We start from the raw sequence: 12,512 nt of genomic DNA on the forward strand, positions 1-12,512 counted from the left end.
TTTCCCTCCGGCAGGGAGGACGCCATGCGCGTCTCCTCAGCCCGTGGTGCGGGCGTGCTCGTCGGGGCCACGATGGCGGTGACCCTCTCCTGGAACACCCCGGCCGGTGCCAGTGCCGACCCCGCGGCCAACGGGCAGCGAGCGGCCCCGTCGGTCGCCATCCCCGTGGTCGCCTCCACCAACGTCTACGGGGACATCGTCGAGCGGATCGGTGCCGGGCGGGTCGACGTCGTATCGATCATCAGCGACCCGTCGCAGGACCCCCACTCGTACGAGGCCAGTACACGGACCCAGCTGGAGCTGTCCAAGGCGAAGGTCGTCGTCGAGAACGGCGGCGGCTACGACGATTTCGTCGGCAGGATGCTCCGCGGTTCGGGCAACACCTCCGCTGACGTGGTCAACGTCGTGGACGTCTCGGGCAAGGCGGCCCCCGCAGGGGGAGAACTGAACGAGCACGTCTGGTACGACGTCCCCACGATGGGCCGGCTCGCGGACCGGATCGCGGCCGCACTGGCCCGGGCCGAACCCTCCGGCACGGCCGCGTTCCGCGAGCACGCCAAGGAATTCAAGGACGAGCTGGCATCCCTCCGCGCCCGGACGGACCGGATCAGGGCGGAGCACGGGGGCACGCCGGTGGCGGTCACCGAGCCGGTGCCGCTGTACCTGACCGAGGCCTGCGGCCTGGTGAACCGGACTCCCGCCGCCTTCAGCGAGGCCATCGAAGAAGGCGAGGAGGTCCCGCCCCGGACCCTGCGCGAGACCCTCGCGCTGTTCACCGGCGGGAAGGTCGAGGCGCTCGTCTACAACGAGCAGACCGCGGGGCCCCAGACCGAGAAGGTCAGGCAGGCCGCCGAGGACCACCGCGTTCCCGTCGTCCCCGTGACGGAGACGCTCCCCGCGGGCCAGGACTACGTCGGCTGGATGACCTCCCACCTCGACGCGCTCCAGAGCGCCCTGAGCCGGTGAGGCGCCGTGGACCGTACGGAAGCGTTCACACCGCTCACCCGCCCCGGGCCCGCCCTCCGGACGGACACCGCGTCCGCCCCACCCGTCATCAGCCTGCGCGGTGCCGGCCTCGCCTACGGCGACCGGGTGATGTGGCGCGATCTGGACCTCGACGTGCGCCCCGGCGAGTTCCTCGCGGTGCTCGGCCCGAACGGATCGGGCAAGACGAGCCTGCTGCGCGTGCTCCTCGGCCGTCTGCCGCTGACGCAGGGCTCGCTGGAGGTCCTGGGCATGCCGCCCGGCAACGGCAGCCGGTACGTCGGTTACGTGCCGCAGCACAAGGACCTCCCGGCCCACACGATGCTGCGGGCCCGGGACCTGGTGCGGCTCGGCATGGAAGGGCATCGCTGGGGGATGTCGCTCGCCCCCGGCGCGGTCCGCCGACGCGTGGAGGAGATCCTGGACTCCGTAGGGGCCCTGCCCTACGCGGACGCGCCCGTGGGCATGCTGTCGGGCGGCGAACAGCAGCGCGTCCGCATCGCGCAGGCGCTGGCCACCGACCCGCGGATCCTGCTGTGCGACGAACCCCTGCTCTCCCTCGACCTCCAGCACCAGCGTGCCGTCACCGCGCTGGTGGACAGGCGGCGGCGCTCGGCCGGCACCGCGGTCGTCTTCGTGACGCACGAGATCAACCCGGTGCTCGGTCTCGTCGACCGTGTCCTGTACCTGGCCCCGCGCGGATTCCGGATCGGCCCGCCGGACGAGGTGATGACCACGGCCGCCCTGTCCGAGCTGTACGGGACGCAGGTCGACGTCCTGCGCGTACGGGGCCGCGTCGTCGTGGTGGGGGCACCCGATACGGCCGCCACGCACCATCCCTCGCCGACCACCGACGGCGGTGAACGGTCATGACCGGAACCCGGCCGTGGGCCGACGGCGGCGAGGACGGCGGCGTCTGGCGGCAGATCTTCAACTTCGAGAACTACGGCGACCTGTTGGCGCTGGTCCACCACTCGCTGCTGGCCGGGGTCCTGCTCGGGCTGGTCGGCGGGCTGGTCGGGGTATTCGTGATCATGCGTGACCTGCCGTTCGCGGTGCACGGCATCAGCGAGCTCTCGTTCGCCGGCGCGTCGGCGGCGCTGCTGCTCGGGGTGAACATCGTCGCCGGATCCATCGTGGGCTCCCTGCTGGCCGCGGCCGCCATCGGCGTGCTGGGGGTGCGCGCCCGCGACCGGAACTCGATCATCGGCATCCTCATGCCGTTCGGCCTGGGCCTGGGCGTGCTCTTCCTGTCCCTCTACAAGGGCCGGGCGGCCAACAAGTTCGGGATCCTGACCGGCCAGATCATCGCGGTCGACACCCCGCAGATGGCATGGCTCCTCGGCACGTCCCTCATGGTGCTGGCCGCCCTCGTGGTCCTGTGGCGGCCGCTGACCTTCGCCAGTGCGGACCCGGAGGTCGCCGAGGCCAGGGGCCTGCCCGTCCGTGTCCTGTCGCTGCTCTTCATGCTGGTTCTCGGGCTCGCGGTGGCGCTGTGCGTCCAGATCGTCGGAGCCCTTCTCGTCCTCGCGCTGCTCGTCACGCCCGCGGCCGCCGCTGCACGGGTCACGGCCTCCCCGGTGCTGCTGCCCGTGCTGAGCGTCGCGTTCGCGCTCGTGGCGATGGAAGGGGGCATCCTGCTCGCCCTCGGCAGCAGCATCCCGATCAGCCCGTACGTCACGACCGTCTCGTTCTCCATCTACCTCGGGTGCCGACTGGCCGGCGGCCGCCGTGCCGCCCGGGGGACTGTGGCCCGGGCCCGGCTCGACCCGGTGGGCGCGGCGGGTCCACACTGAGAAGGAGGCCCCGTCGCGCCGTTCGGCGTGTACGGAAGGAGTTGCGCATGCACCCCCTCGCGATCGCCGGTGCGACCGCCGGAAAACTGGCCCATTACGCGCTGTCCGGCGTGGTGGGCGGCCTGATCATCAAGAACGCACCCGCCGCAGTGCCGGCCGCCCGCAAGGCGCTGGTCAGCGGTCTCGCGGGCGGGATCGTGGCGAGCAGATGGCTGGCCTCGGCCGCCGAGGAAGCCCGGCTGAAGGCCGGTGACGTGCTGGCCGAGGCCCGTACGTCGCTCGGCGAAGAGGTGCCGCCGCCGTCCGCGGTCACCGTCAATCACGACGATCACGGACACGAGCACTGATCATGTCGACCGTCCTGGTCTGCTCCGTGGCCGCGGGGCGCGTCCGACTGACCGTGCCCTGGCTCAGAGCACGGCCCGGCTGCGCAGGCCTCGTCGACGACCGGCTGACCGGCATCAGCGGCTTCCGCGCCCTGCGGATCTTCCCGCGTACCGGCAGCGTCGTGATCTGGGTGGCCCCGGACCACTTGAACGTCGAACAGCTTGTCGGCGCACTCGAAGAGGCACCGCCCGCCGCCGTGGTGGCCGCCAAGCCCTCCCGGTCCCTGCCCGACACCTCCACCGGAGAGGTCGCCCGCCTGGTCGTCGGCGGAGCGGTCCTCGCCCTCGTCGCGCTGCGGCGCCTGCTCGGCAGGCCCCGGATCTCCTTCGGATCCTCCGGGCTGCTCGGCGTGGTGACCGTCTTCACCGGTCTGCCGTTCTTCCGGGGCGCCCTGCGCACCCTGCGCGGCCGCAGCAGCCCCGGTACGGACACGCTGGTCACGGCAGCGACGGTCATCTCCCTCGTACTGCGGGAGAACGTGGTCGCCCTCACCGTCCTGTGGCTGCTGAACATCGGAGAGTTCCTCCAGACCCTCACCCTGCGCCGCACCCGCCGCGCCATCGAGGAACTCCTCACCATCGGCGACGAGCGTGTCTGGCTGGTCCGCGAAGGCGTCGAACTCGAGGTCGACCTGGAGACCGTGGAGCCCGGCGACACCGTTGCCGTGTACGAACACCACCGCATCCCCGTCGACGGGCACGTGCTCACCGGCGAGGCGCTGGTGGACCAGGCGGCCGTCACCGGCGAGGCGCTGCCCGTCTACGCCAGGGAAGGCGCCCACGTCTACGCCGGCACCATCGTCACCTCCGGCTCGCTCACCATCCGCGCGGACTCCGTCGGCAGCGACACCACGGTCGGCCGGATCATCAGCCGCGTCGAGGAGGCCCAGTCGGACCGGGCACCGATCCAGACCGTCGCCACCCGCTTCACCCAGCGCTTCGTCCCGGTGTCCTTCGCCGTGGCCGCCCTCACCTACGCCGTCACGCGCGACGCGCGGCGGGCGATGACCATGCTGCTCATCGCCTGCCCGTGCGCGGCCGGACTCGCCACCCCGACCGCCATCAGCGCGGCCATCGGCAACGGCGCCCGCCGCGGCACCCTCATCAAGGGCGGCACCCACCTGGAGGGCATCGGCCGGGTCACCGCAGTCGTCTTCGACAAGACCGGGACCCTCACCTTCGGCCGCCCCCTGGTCACGAGCGTGGTGACCCTCAGCGAGGCGGTCACCGCCGACGAGGTGCTCAGCCTGGCCGCCTCCGGCGAACTGCACGCACGCCACCCCCTCGCCCAGGCCATCGTCGCCCGCACCGAGGAACAGCACCTCCACGTGCCGATCCACCAGGCGTGCGAGGTCGTCCTCGGCATGGGCATGCGCGCCGAACTCGACGGCACGCGACTGCTCGTCGGCAGCCCCGCTCTCCTGCGCCAGCACGGCGTCGACCTCACCGACGAGGCCCAGAGCTGGACGGACCGGCTGCGCGCCGGCGGCGAGACGGTCATCTGCCTCGCCCACGACGAGGACCTGATCGGCATGCTCGGCGTCTCCGACGCCGTACGGGCCGGCGCCGAAACCGTCGTCCAGCAGCTGCGCGACCTCGGGGTCTCCCGCCTGATCCTGCTCACCGGCGACGCGCCGGAGACCGCCCAGGTCGTCGCCGACACCCTGGGGATCACCGAAGTCCACGCCCACGCCCTCCCGGAGGCCAAACTCCAGCTGATCCGGGATCTCCAGGCGGAGGGACACACGGTGGCGATGGTCGGCGACGGGACGAACGACGCCCCGGCCCTGGCCCTCGCCGACGTCGGCATCACCATGGGCGAGCACTCCTCGCACGTGGCCCTGGAGACCGCCGACATCGCGCTGGCGGGCAACGACCTGCGCCAGGTCGCCGCCGTCGTGGAACTGAGCCGCCACACCCTGCGCGTCGTACGGCAGAACTACGGCCTCGCGATAGGAGTCAACCTCCTCGGCCTGGTCGCGGGCGCCGGCGGTTCCATGAATCCCGTCCTCGCGGCGCTGCTGCACAACACCAGCAGCATCGCCGTGGTCGGCAACTCCGCCCGGCTCGTCAACCACACCCCGCACCTGCCCCGAGTGGGCGACGACATCCTGCGCCGGGCCCCGCTGGAGGAGCGCCGCGTAGCCCACCGGGACCCGAGGGAGACGGCCTAGCCGCTGATCAGCGGCAGCGCGCGGAACGTGTCGGCGCCGCAACTCGCTCTCAGGCGGGTGGAGAGGGCTCGCGCGGCCCCGGACCCTGCGCATCATCCGGCGTATCCGGATGCCCAGCCGGCGATTTCCGTACGGCACGGCCATCGCCCCCGCGGCGGAACATCGCGCGGTACTCCCTCGGCCGCCGGCCCGTGTGCCTGGCAAAGATGCCGCTGAACGTCCCGGGGTCGCGGTACCCGACGTCGGCGGCGATGCTTGCGACGGTCCTGTCGGTCGTCTCCAGCAGGTGTCCGGCGCGACGCGCGCGGGCCGTGTGCAGGTACGCGAGCGGTGTTTCGCCGGCCTCGTCACCGAAGCGGCGGAGCATGGTTCTCGTGCTGACGCGGAACTCCCGGGCGAGGGCGGACAGGTCATAGCGAGCACTGAGGTTCTGGTTCAGCCACCGCTTCACGCCGAGCGAGAACTCCCTGCCCACCGTGGGTATGAGCTCCGGGTCGACATAGGGAGCCTGGCTGGAACGCGCGTCATCCAGAAGCGCGATGCGCGCGGTGCGACGGGCGACGCCGGGGCCGTCGTGCTCGCGGACGAACTGCAGCGCGAAGTCGTACATGGCACTGAAGGCCGCTGTGGTCGTCACCCCCCGGTCGGTCACGACCAGCCTTTCAGGGCGGACACGTACGTCGGCGTACCGGCGGGCGAGCCGATCCGCGAACAGCCAGGACGTGGTCGCTTCGCGCCCGGCGAGCAGCCCGGCTTCAGCGACCAGGAAGGCGCCCACGCAGATCGATACCACAGCGGTCCCCGAAGCCGCCTGCGATCGGATCGACGCCACTTCCGGGCCCAGGTGTGCGAGTGTCGCGTCGAGATCGACCGTGGGCGAAAGCTCGAAACCCGGCACGATCAGGACGTCTACGGGACGAACCGCCGAGACGTCGAGCAACGAGCCGCCGGACGCGATCACACGCCGCCGGGGCGAGACGACCGACGTCTCGTAGGCCGGCTGGACCGACCCTTGCGCTGTTGCCGCGGCGACGTGAGTCGCCATGGTCAGGAGGTCGGGGACCGCGAACACCTCCGACGCGAAGCAGCCGGGGTAGGCCAGCACGCCGACTCGCAGCGGACTCATGCGGCCCCTCCGGCCCCTCGGCTCCGTTGAACGGGTGGCGATATTACCGGGATACATGGCGATGCCGCCGCTTCTCAGGAGGGCGGGCCCCTGGCCATCATCTCGGTCATGACAATCATGCGAGGTCAGAGCGACCCCTTGGACGACTTCTCACGGAAGGTCATCAGTGTCGACGGCGTCGACAAGACCGTGTACGTGGCCGGGTCGGGACCGGCCGTGATCCTCATGCCCGAGATGCCGGGGATCAGCCCCGACGTCGCGCGCTTCGCGCGCTGGGTGCGCGATGCCGGCTTCTGTGTGTACCTGCCCTCTCTTTTCGGGGTCGACGGTGCGTATCCCCGTGCCGAGGCGCGCGAGAGCGTCGTCCGCCGCGCGTGCGTGAGCGCCGAGTTCCGAGCGTTCGCCGGTGGCGGCACCAGCCCCGTCGTCACATGGCTGCGCGGCCTGGCCCGGCTGGCCCACGCCGAGTGCGGCGGGCCCGGCGTGGGCGCCGTCGGTCTGTGCTTCACCGGCAACTTCGCCTTGACCATGGCGCTCGAACCCGCTGTCATCGCGCCGGTGGTCAACCATCCCTCGCTTCCGCTGGACGACCCCGACGGTCTGGAGATGAGCGACGAAGACGCTGCTGCGGTGGCCGAACGCGTGGCGCGAGACGGATTGAAGGTTCTCGCCTACCGCTTCGACAACGACAGGTGGTGCACGGGCCGGCGATTCGCGGCTTACCGGGCGCTGCTCGGGGATGCCTTCGACGGCCGCGTACTGAACTCCGAGACGGCGAACACGGACCCCCCGCCCTTCTTCCGCGACGTCGTCGGCTGCGCCCACAGCGTCGTCACGGCCCACCTCGTCGACCAGGACGGCCACCCCACCGTGCAGGCCCGCGACGAGATCATCGCCTTCCTGGCCGAGCGGCTCGGGACGCATCGCGGCCGTGATGCGCGACCTGTGTGAACAGCCTCCCGAATGCGCCGTCCAGAACTATCCTGCCGGTCCGGGCGGGCTTCTGCGGGAGGGGATCGCGTGACCGAGACGGTAGCGATCGATCTGGGGGACGGTTCGATGGTCACTGCGGAGGTGATCGGCGAGCTTCAGTTCCAAGCACTGCCCGACCAGGGGGCATCGGGCTACGGGGATGTCGGGTTCGGGGCGGCGAACCGGTCCGCTGCCCAGCTGGGTTCAGCCGTGGCCCTGACATTGGATCAGGTGCGCGGCACCGTGCAGGGCATCGGGCGGTGGGCAGCGCAGACCATCACCCAGGGGAACGCGGGATCACCGGACGCCTTCGAGGTCGAATTCGGACTCAAGCTGGCGGTGAAGTCGGGTCAGCTCCTCGGGATCATCGCAGAGGCCGGCAGCGAGGCGGGACTGACGATCAGGCTGTCCTGGAACGCCGCTCAACGACGGGAGCGCGAGGGAACCCCGGCCGGTGCCGCCCCCACGGACGCTCCGACGGACCGTGAGTGAGCGCGCCCCCCGGTCTCGCCGCGCCGGCCGTGCCCGGGCGGGGCCGGCCCACGGGAACACGGCAGGACCCGGCCGGGGGATGGTGACTGCGGTCCCGGCCGGGTCCTGCGTCCGTGGGGCGTGAGGCTGCGGTGCTCAGATCTCGTCGTCGCGCATGTCGTCTTCGCCGCGATCGCGGCGCGCGGCGTCCTCGCCGCGCCGCCTGAGCTCCTCGGGGCTCTTGCCCCGGGTCCCCTCTTGGCCGGTCTCGGGGTGGACGGGGTCCTGGCCCGGCCGGCGCATCCGCTCCTGCTCCTCGCGGCTCTTACCCGGTTCCTGCTGCTTGTCCTGCCGACCGCCCATGATGGCGTCTCCTCTTCCACGCGTAGGTGAAGGTCTCCCCGCCACGCTGACACGCGACATGACATTCCGCATCACGGGAGTCACGCGGTGTGGTGGACCGCGCCATTGGTCCGTGTGCCGTACGGGGAGTGGCAGGGGCCCGCCGCCAGGGGGAGGGTGGGGGAGCGGAGGCACGGCTTCCGCTCCCCGACACACAGCCGTGAGGTCCGGCCATGACGCAGACTTCCGCCATGGCTCCGCCACCCCCGGGAACGGAGCCTCGTCCCGGCATGGGGCGGGACGCCAAGCGCGACCTCCGCCGGCTGGGCGCTGTCGCCGCCGTGTTCACGCTCGCCCAGCTGGCGTTCGTCCTGCCGGGATCCGGGCTCGGCTGGGACGAGACCGTTTACGTCAGCCAGGTCAGCCCGCACGCCCCCGCCGCGTTCTTCAGTGCTCCCCGCGCCCGGGGCATCACCTTCCTCGTTGCGCCCGTCGCCGCGCTGACCTCGTCGGTCGTGGTGCTCCGCGTCTATCTCGCCCTGCTGTCCGGAGCGGGACTCCTGCTGGCCCTGTGGGTATGGCGGCGGCTGCTCCCGACCGGCACGCTCGCCGTCGCCGGCGCGCTGTTCGCCGGGCTGTGGATCAGCGTGCTGTACGGCCCTCAGGCAATGCCCAATCTGTGGGTGGCCTACGGGGCGCTGATCGCGGTCGGCTGCTTCCTCAGGGCCACACGAGACCGCTCCGACCGCGCCGCGGTGGCCGGGCTCGGCGCGGGCATGGCGCTGGCCGCGCTCATGCGGCCCTCCGACGCCCTCTGGCTCGCCCTGCCCCTCGTGGCCGCCGCACTGTCCGTCAGGTCGTTGCGCAGGCCGGCCCTGCTGCTGGTGCTCGGCGCCGGCGCGGCCGCGGGCGGTGCGGAATGGATGTTCGAGGCGTACGTGCGCTACGGCGGGCTGCTTCCCCGGCTGAGGCGCGCCAGCGAGATCCAGGGAAACCTGGGCTGGAACCCCGCCTTCGACGATCACGTGCGAGCGCTGCAAGGGGTGACCCTGTGCCGCCCCTGCACCGTGCCGCTGCGGCACCCCCTCGCCTCCGTCTGGTGGTTCGTGGTACCCCTCCTCGCCGCAGGCGGGGTCCGTGCCGCGGCCCGCACGCGGCGGCCGGCCGTCATCGTGCTCCCGGCGCTGGCCGGTCTGTCCATGGCGGCGCCCTACCTGCTGCTGATCGGATACGCCGCCCCGCGCTTCCTGCTGCCCGCCTACGCGCTGCTCGCCCTTCCCACCGCGTTGTGCCTGACCCGGATGGCCGCCTTGGCCCGGCCGCGCCCAGTACTCCGCACCGGCCTCGCACTGGCCGTGGCCGCTCATCTGACGGTGCAGTTCCTCGTCCTCGACAGTGTGACGGACCGTGGCCGCGCGACCCACGCGGCGTTCGATCTGCTGGTCGCGGACCTGCGCCGGCAGGGGCTCCGCCCGCCGTGCGTGGTCAGTGGGGAGGAAGCCGTCAGGATCGCGTTCCGCGCGGGTTGCTCGTCCCGCCAGGTCGGCGGACACGACGGCAGTATCACGCCGGCCGAGCTGGCGGCCGCTGCCCGCAGCCGGCCCGTGGCCCTCATCGTACGAGGTCACGCTCCGCCACCGGGCTACGCCGAGGGCTGGCGGCGCCACGTGCTCCACGGCCCGCCGGGCCTGCCGGACCTAAGGGCATACCTCGGGCCGGCCACGGGCGCACGACCCGTCAGCGGATCGTCGAGTGGCGTCCTACCCGGGGGCCCCGACCTTCACTGCGGCGAGTTCCGCCGTGAAGACCGCCGCCGCGCGCCGACGGCGCAGGTCCTCCAGGGAGCGGATCTGTGCCTCCGCCCGGGCGAGCAGCCGGTCCAGGTCGGCGGCGTCGAGACGGGTGTCGGTGGCGGCGAGCGCGCGCAGCGCCCGCCAGCCCGCGGCCTTGCCCTCGACGCCCAGCAGCATCGCCTCGAGCTCCAGTACGTCGCTGAGCGGGGAGCGCGTCAGGAGCCTGCCGTTCAGCTTGAGCCGCCCCACCATCTCCGCGGCCCTGCCCACCGCCTCGCGCAGCGGCCGAACCGGAACGTCAAGGCCGCGCATGATCCGGCGCAGACTCTGCTGGTCCTCTTCGACCTGCCCCGCCAGGGCGGCCAGTTCCGGCCCGTAGTCCGTACGGCGGTGCCGGTCCGCGATCCGGTGGATCAGGCGTACACCGGCACCCGAACCGGTGAGGTGGTCATTCAGGTACACGGTGAGGAGGGAAGGCCGCCCCGACGAGGTCAGGTGCTTGGCGTCGTACATGGCTGAACCTCCGATCCGGGGCGTTCCCCGTGCGCTTCCGGCCCCTACCCGCCCCGGTCGCAGCAAACCATCGGTCGCCGACGGGACGGCGAGCCGGCAGTCCTGCGGCCTGTCGCCCGGCCCCCGGTGCCCGATCTGGGAGGTTGGACCCCATGACGAAGGCCGCTCTTGTCATCATCGACATGCTCAACACGTACGAGCACGAGGACGCCGACCTGCTCGTCCGCTCCGTCGAGCGGGTGCTCCCCGCCGTAGTGCACCTGCTGGAGCAGGCCCGCGAGCAGGGCGTTCCGGTGATCTACGCCAACGACAACTTCGGGAAGTGGCGCTCCCACCACGGCGAAATCCTCGACGCGGCGCTCGCCGGCCCGCACGCCGCCCTGGTCGAACCCGTACGGCCGGACGAGAACGCGTACTTCGTCGTCAAGGCGCGCCATTCCGTCTTCTACGAGACACCGCTCGCCTACCTGCTGGGCGCTCTGGACGTCTCGCACCTCGTGTTGTGCGGGCAGGTCACGGAGCAGTGCGTGCTCTACTCCGCCCTCGACGCCCACATCCGGCACCTCTCGGTCACCGTCGCCGAGGACGCCGTGGCCCACATCCGCCAGGACCTGGCCGCCGCCGCCCTGCGCATGATGGAGATCAACATGGGCGCCCGCGTCGTGCCCGCCGCGGCAGCGCTGGGCGTCACGGGCGGAGGAGGGTCTTGATCATGCCGTCCTCCTTCGCCTGGAACATCGCGTAGGCGCGCGGAGCCTCCTCCAGGGGCATGACGTGCGTGGCGAAGCCTTCCACGCCCAGGGGGTCGCTCTCGTCGAGCAGCGGCATGATCTTGTCCACCCACGCCAGGACGTTGGCCTGGCCCATGCGCAGCTGGATCTGCTTGTCGAACATCGTGAGCAGCGGCATGGGATCCGCGGCTCCTCCGTAGACACCGGAGACGGACACCGTGCCGCCGCGCCGGACCAGGTCGAGCGCGGTGTGCAGAGCGTGCAGGCGGTCGATTCCGGCCCGTTCCATGAGGGGGCGGGCCCATGCGTCCGGCAGCAGTGCCGTGACCCGTTGCGCGGCCGCGGCGAGCGGCGCTCCGTGAGCTTCCATGCCCACCGCATCGATGACCGAGTCCGTGCCGCGCCCGTCGGTCAGGTCCCTCACCGCCGACACGAGCTGCTTGCCGTGGTGGATGAGGTCCAGGGTGTGCACGCCCGCCGCCCGCGCCCGCTCGAGGCGGGCGGGGACCAGGTCGACGCCCACCACGAGCCGGGCACCGCGGTGCAGGGCGATGCGGGCGGACATCTGCCCGATCGGGCCCAGCCCGAGGACCGTGACGGTACCGCCCGGCGGGACGTCGGCGTACTCGACTGCCTGCCAGGCCGTCGGCAGCACGTCGGAGAGGTAGACGAACCGCTCGTCCGGCGGCCCCTTCGGCACCTTCACGGGCAGGGTGTCCCCGAAGGGCACGCGCAGGTACTCGGCCTGGCCGCCCGGCACCTGTCCGTACAGCTTCGTGTAGCCGAAGAGCGAGGCTCCCTTGTCGTACTCGCGCACCTGCGTGGTCTCGCACTGGGAGTGGAGGCCCTGGCCGCACATGAAGCAGTGCCCGCAGGACACGTTGAACGGGACGACCACCCGGTCACCGGGCGACAGTGCGGACACCTCCGGTCCGACCTCCTCGACCAGGCCCATCGCCTCGTGCCCGAGGATGTCGCCGGGCTCCAGATAGGCGCCCAGCACGTTGTACAGGTGCAGGTCGGAGCCGCAGATGCCGGTCGAGGTCACCTTGACGATGACGTCCGAGGGATCTTTGATCGCGGGATCGGCCACCGACTCCACGCGGACGTCCCGAGTGCCCTGCCACGTCAGTGCGCGCATGCCCCTGCCTCCTTCTGAACGGGTGCCGCAGGCCCCCCGTCCCGCAGCAGCTTCTCCGCCTCCGCGATTCCCCGGCGGACCGC

12 protein-coding genes are annotated in these 12,512 nt (G+C 71.9%); 9 read left to right on the plus strand and 3 right to left on the minus strand.

Annotated features, from left to right (window positions below; all coding sequences use genetic code 11):
• Positions 1-24: 24 nt before the first annotated feature.
• Genes ACIPUC_RS12745 through ACIPUC_RS12765 form a run of 5 tightly spaced genes read left to right on the plus strand, consistent with a single transcriptional unit; the run spans position 25 to position 5,340 of the window.
• On the plus strand, positions 25-966 hold the full coding sequence (locus tag ACIPUC_RS12745; RefSeq protein WP_446589153.1) for a metal ABC transporter solute-binding protein, Zn/Mn family: 942 nt from the start codon (positions 25-27) through the stop codon (positions 964-966).
• Between the two features lie 6 nt (positions 967-972).
• Positions 973-1,857, plus strand: a complete 885-nt coding sequence (locus ACIPUC_RS12750) for a metal ABC transporter ATP-binding protein (RefSeq protein ID WP_446589154.1) — start codon at positions 973-975, stop codon at positions 1,855-1,857.
• A complete protein-coding gene (locus ACIPUC_RS12755) occupies positions 1,854-2,780 on the plus strand; it encodes a metal ABC transporter permease (RefSeq protein WP_446589155.1) in 927 nt (308 codons plus the stop codon). The genes ACIPUC_RS12750 and ACIPUC_RS12755 overlap by 4 nt, the downstream gene beginning before the upstream one ends.
• Positions 2,781-2,827: 47 nt before the next feature.
• Positions 2,828-3,127 carry a DUF1490 family protein gene (locus ACIPUC_RS12760; protein ID WP_446589156.1) on the plus strand — a complete coding sequence of 100 codons (300 nt, stop codon included), beginning with the start codon at positions 2,828-2,830 and terminating at the stop codon, positions 3,125-3,127.
• 2 nt (positions 3,128-3,129) lie between these two features.
• Positions 3,130-5,340 carry a heavy metal translocating P-type ATPase gene (locus ACIPUC_RS12765; RefSeq protein WP_446589157.1) on the plus strand — a complete coding sequence of 737 codons (2,211 nt, stop codon included), beginning with the start codon at positions 3,130-3,132 and terminating at the stop codon, positions 5,338-5,340.
• A 49-nt stretch (positions 5,341-5,389) separates the two neighbouring features.
• Here the strand turns inward: ACIPUC_RS12765 and ACIPUC_RS12770 are convergent, their stop codons facing one another.
• Complete coding sequence (locus ACIPUC_RS12770; protein ID WP_446589158.1) at positions 5,390-6,466, minus strand: GlxA family transcriptional regulator; 1,077 nt, start codon at positions 6,464-6,466, stop codon at positions 5,390-5,392.
• A 108-nt stretch (positions 6,467-6,574) separates the two neighbouring features.
• Between ACIPUC_RS12770 and ACIPUC_RS12775 the strand changes: the two genes are divergently transcribed.
• A complete protein-coding gene (locus tag ACIPUC_RS12775; protein ID WP_446589160.1) occupies positions 6,575-7,417 on the plus strand; it encodes a dienelactone hydrolase family protein in 843 nt (280 codons plus the stop codon).
• 69 nt (positions 7,418-7,486) lie between these two features.
• Complete coding sequence (locus ACIPUC_RS12780; protein ID WP_446589161.1) at positions 7,487-7,930, plus strand: CU044_2847 family protein; 444 nt, start codon at positions 7,487-7,489, stop codon at positions 7,928-7,930.
• 135 nt (positions 7,931-8,065) lie between these two features.
• On the opposite strand, the gene ACIPUC_RS12785 is transcribed toward ACIPUC_RS12780, so the two are convergent.
• Positions 8,066-8,272, minus strand: a complete 207-nt coding sequence (locus ACIPUC_RS12785) for a hypothetical protein (RefSeq protein ID WP_446589162.1) — start codon at positions 8,270-8,272, stop codon at positions 8,066-8,068.
• Between the two features lie 212 nt (positions 8,273-8,484).
• Here ACIPUC_RS12785 and ACIPUC_RS12790 point away from each other — a divergent pair, with 212 nt between their 5' ends.
• Both ACIPUC_RS12790 and ACIPUC_RS12795 read left to right on the plus strand, forming a co-directional pair.
• On the plus strand, positions 8,485-10,563 hold the full coding sequence (locus ACIPUC_RS12790) for a hypothetical protein (RefSeq protein ID WP_446589163.1): 2,079 nt from the start codon (positions 8,485-8,487) through the stop codon (positions 10,561-10,563).
• A 146-nt stretch (positions 10,564-10,709) separates the two neighbouring features.
• Entirely contained in the window at positions 10,710-11,267 is a 558-nt protein-coding gene (locus tag ACIPUC_RS12795) for a cysteine hydrolase family protein (RefSeq protein ID WP_446589164.1), read from the plus strand.
• On the opposite strand, the gene ACIPUC_RS12800 is transcribed toward ACIPUC_RS12795, so the two are convergent.
• Entirely contained in the window at positions 11,245-12,429 is a 1,185-nt protein-coding gene (locus ACIPUC_RS12800) for an alcohol dehydrogenase catalytic domain-containing protein (protein WP_446589165.1), read from the minus strand. The genes ACIPUC_RS12795 and ACIPUC_RS12800 overlap by 23 nt on opposite strands.
• Positions 12,430-12,512: the final 83 nt, after the last annotated feature.

Source organism: Streptomyces sp. LARHCF249 (genome assembly GCF_052871255.1).

What these genes read in the sequence shown, in the direction of transcription:
- ACIPUC_RS12745 (WP_446589153.1), top strand. Translation starts at nt 25, where the DNA reads ATGCGCGTCTCCTCAGCCCGTGGTGCGGGCGTGCTCGTCGGGGCCACG.
- ACIPUC_RS12755 (WP_446589155.1), top strand. Translation starts at nt 1,854, where the DNA reads ATGACCGGAACCCGGCCGTGGGCCGACGGCGGCGAGGACGGCGGCGTC.
- ACIPUC_RS12760 (WP_446589156.1), top strand. Translation starts at nt 2,828, where the DNA reads ATGCACCCCCTCGCGATCGCCGGTGCGACCGCCGGAAAACTGGCCCAT.
- ACIPUC_RS12765 (WP_446589157.1), top strand. Translation starts at nt 3,130, where the DNA reads ATGTCGACCGTCCTGGTCTGCTCCGTGGCCGCGGGGCGCGTCCGACTG.
- ACIPUC_RS12770 (WP_446589158.1), bottom strand. Translation starts at nt 6,466, where the DNA reads ATGAGTCCGCTGCGAGTCGGCGTGCTGGCCTACCCCGGCTGCTTCGCG.
- ACIPUC_RS12775 (WP_446589160.1), top strand. Translation starts at nt 6,575, where the DNA reads ATGACAATCATGCGAGGTCAGAGCGACCCCTTGGACGACTTCTCACGG.
- ACIPUC_RS12785 (WP_446589162.1), bottom strand. Translation starts at nt 8,272, where the DNA reads ATGGGCGGTCGGCAGGACAAGCAGCAGGAACCGGGTAAGAGCCGCGAG.
- ACIPUC_RS12790 (WP_446589163.1), top strand. Translation starts at nt 8,485, where the DNA reads ATGACGCAGACTTCCGCCATGGCTCCGCCACCCCCGGGAACGGAGCCT.
- ACIPUC_RS12795 (WP_446589164.1), top strand. Translation starts at nt 10,710, where the DNA reads ATGACGAAGGCCGCTCTTGTCATCATCGACATGCTCAACACGTACGAG.
- ACIPUC_RS12800 (WP_446589165.1), bottom strand. Translation starts at nt 12,429, where the DNA reads ATGCGCGCACTGACGTGGCAGGGCACTCGGGACGTCCGCGTGGAGTCG.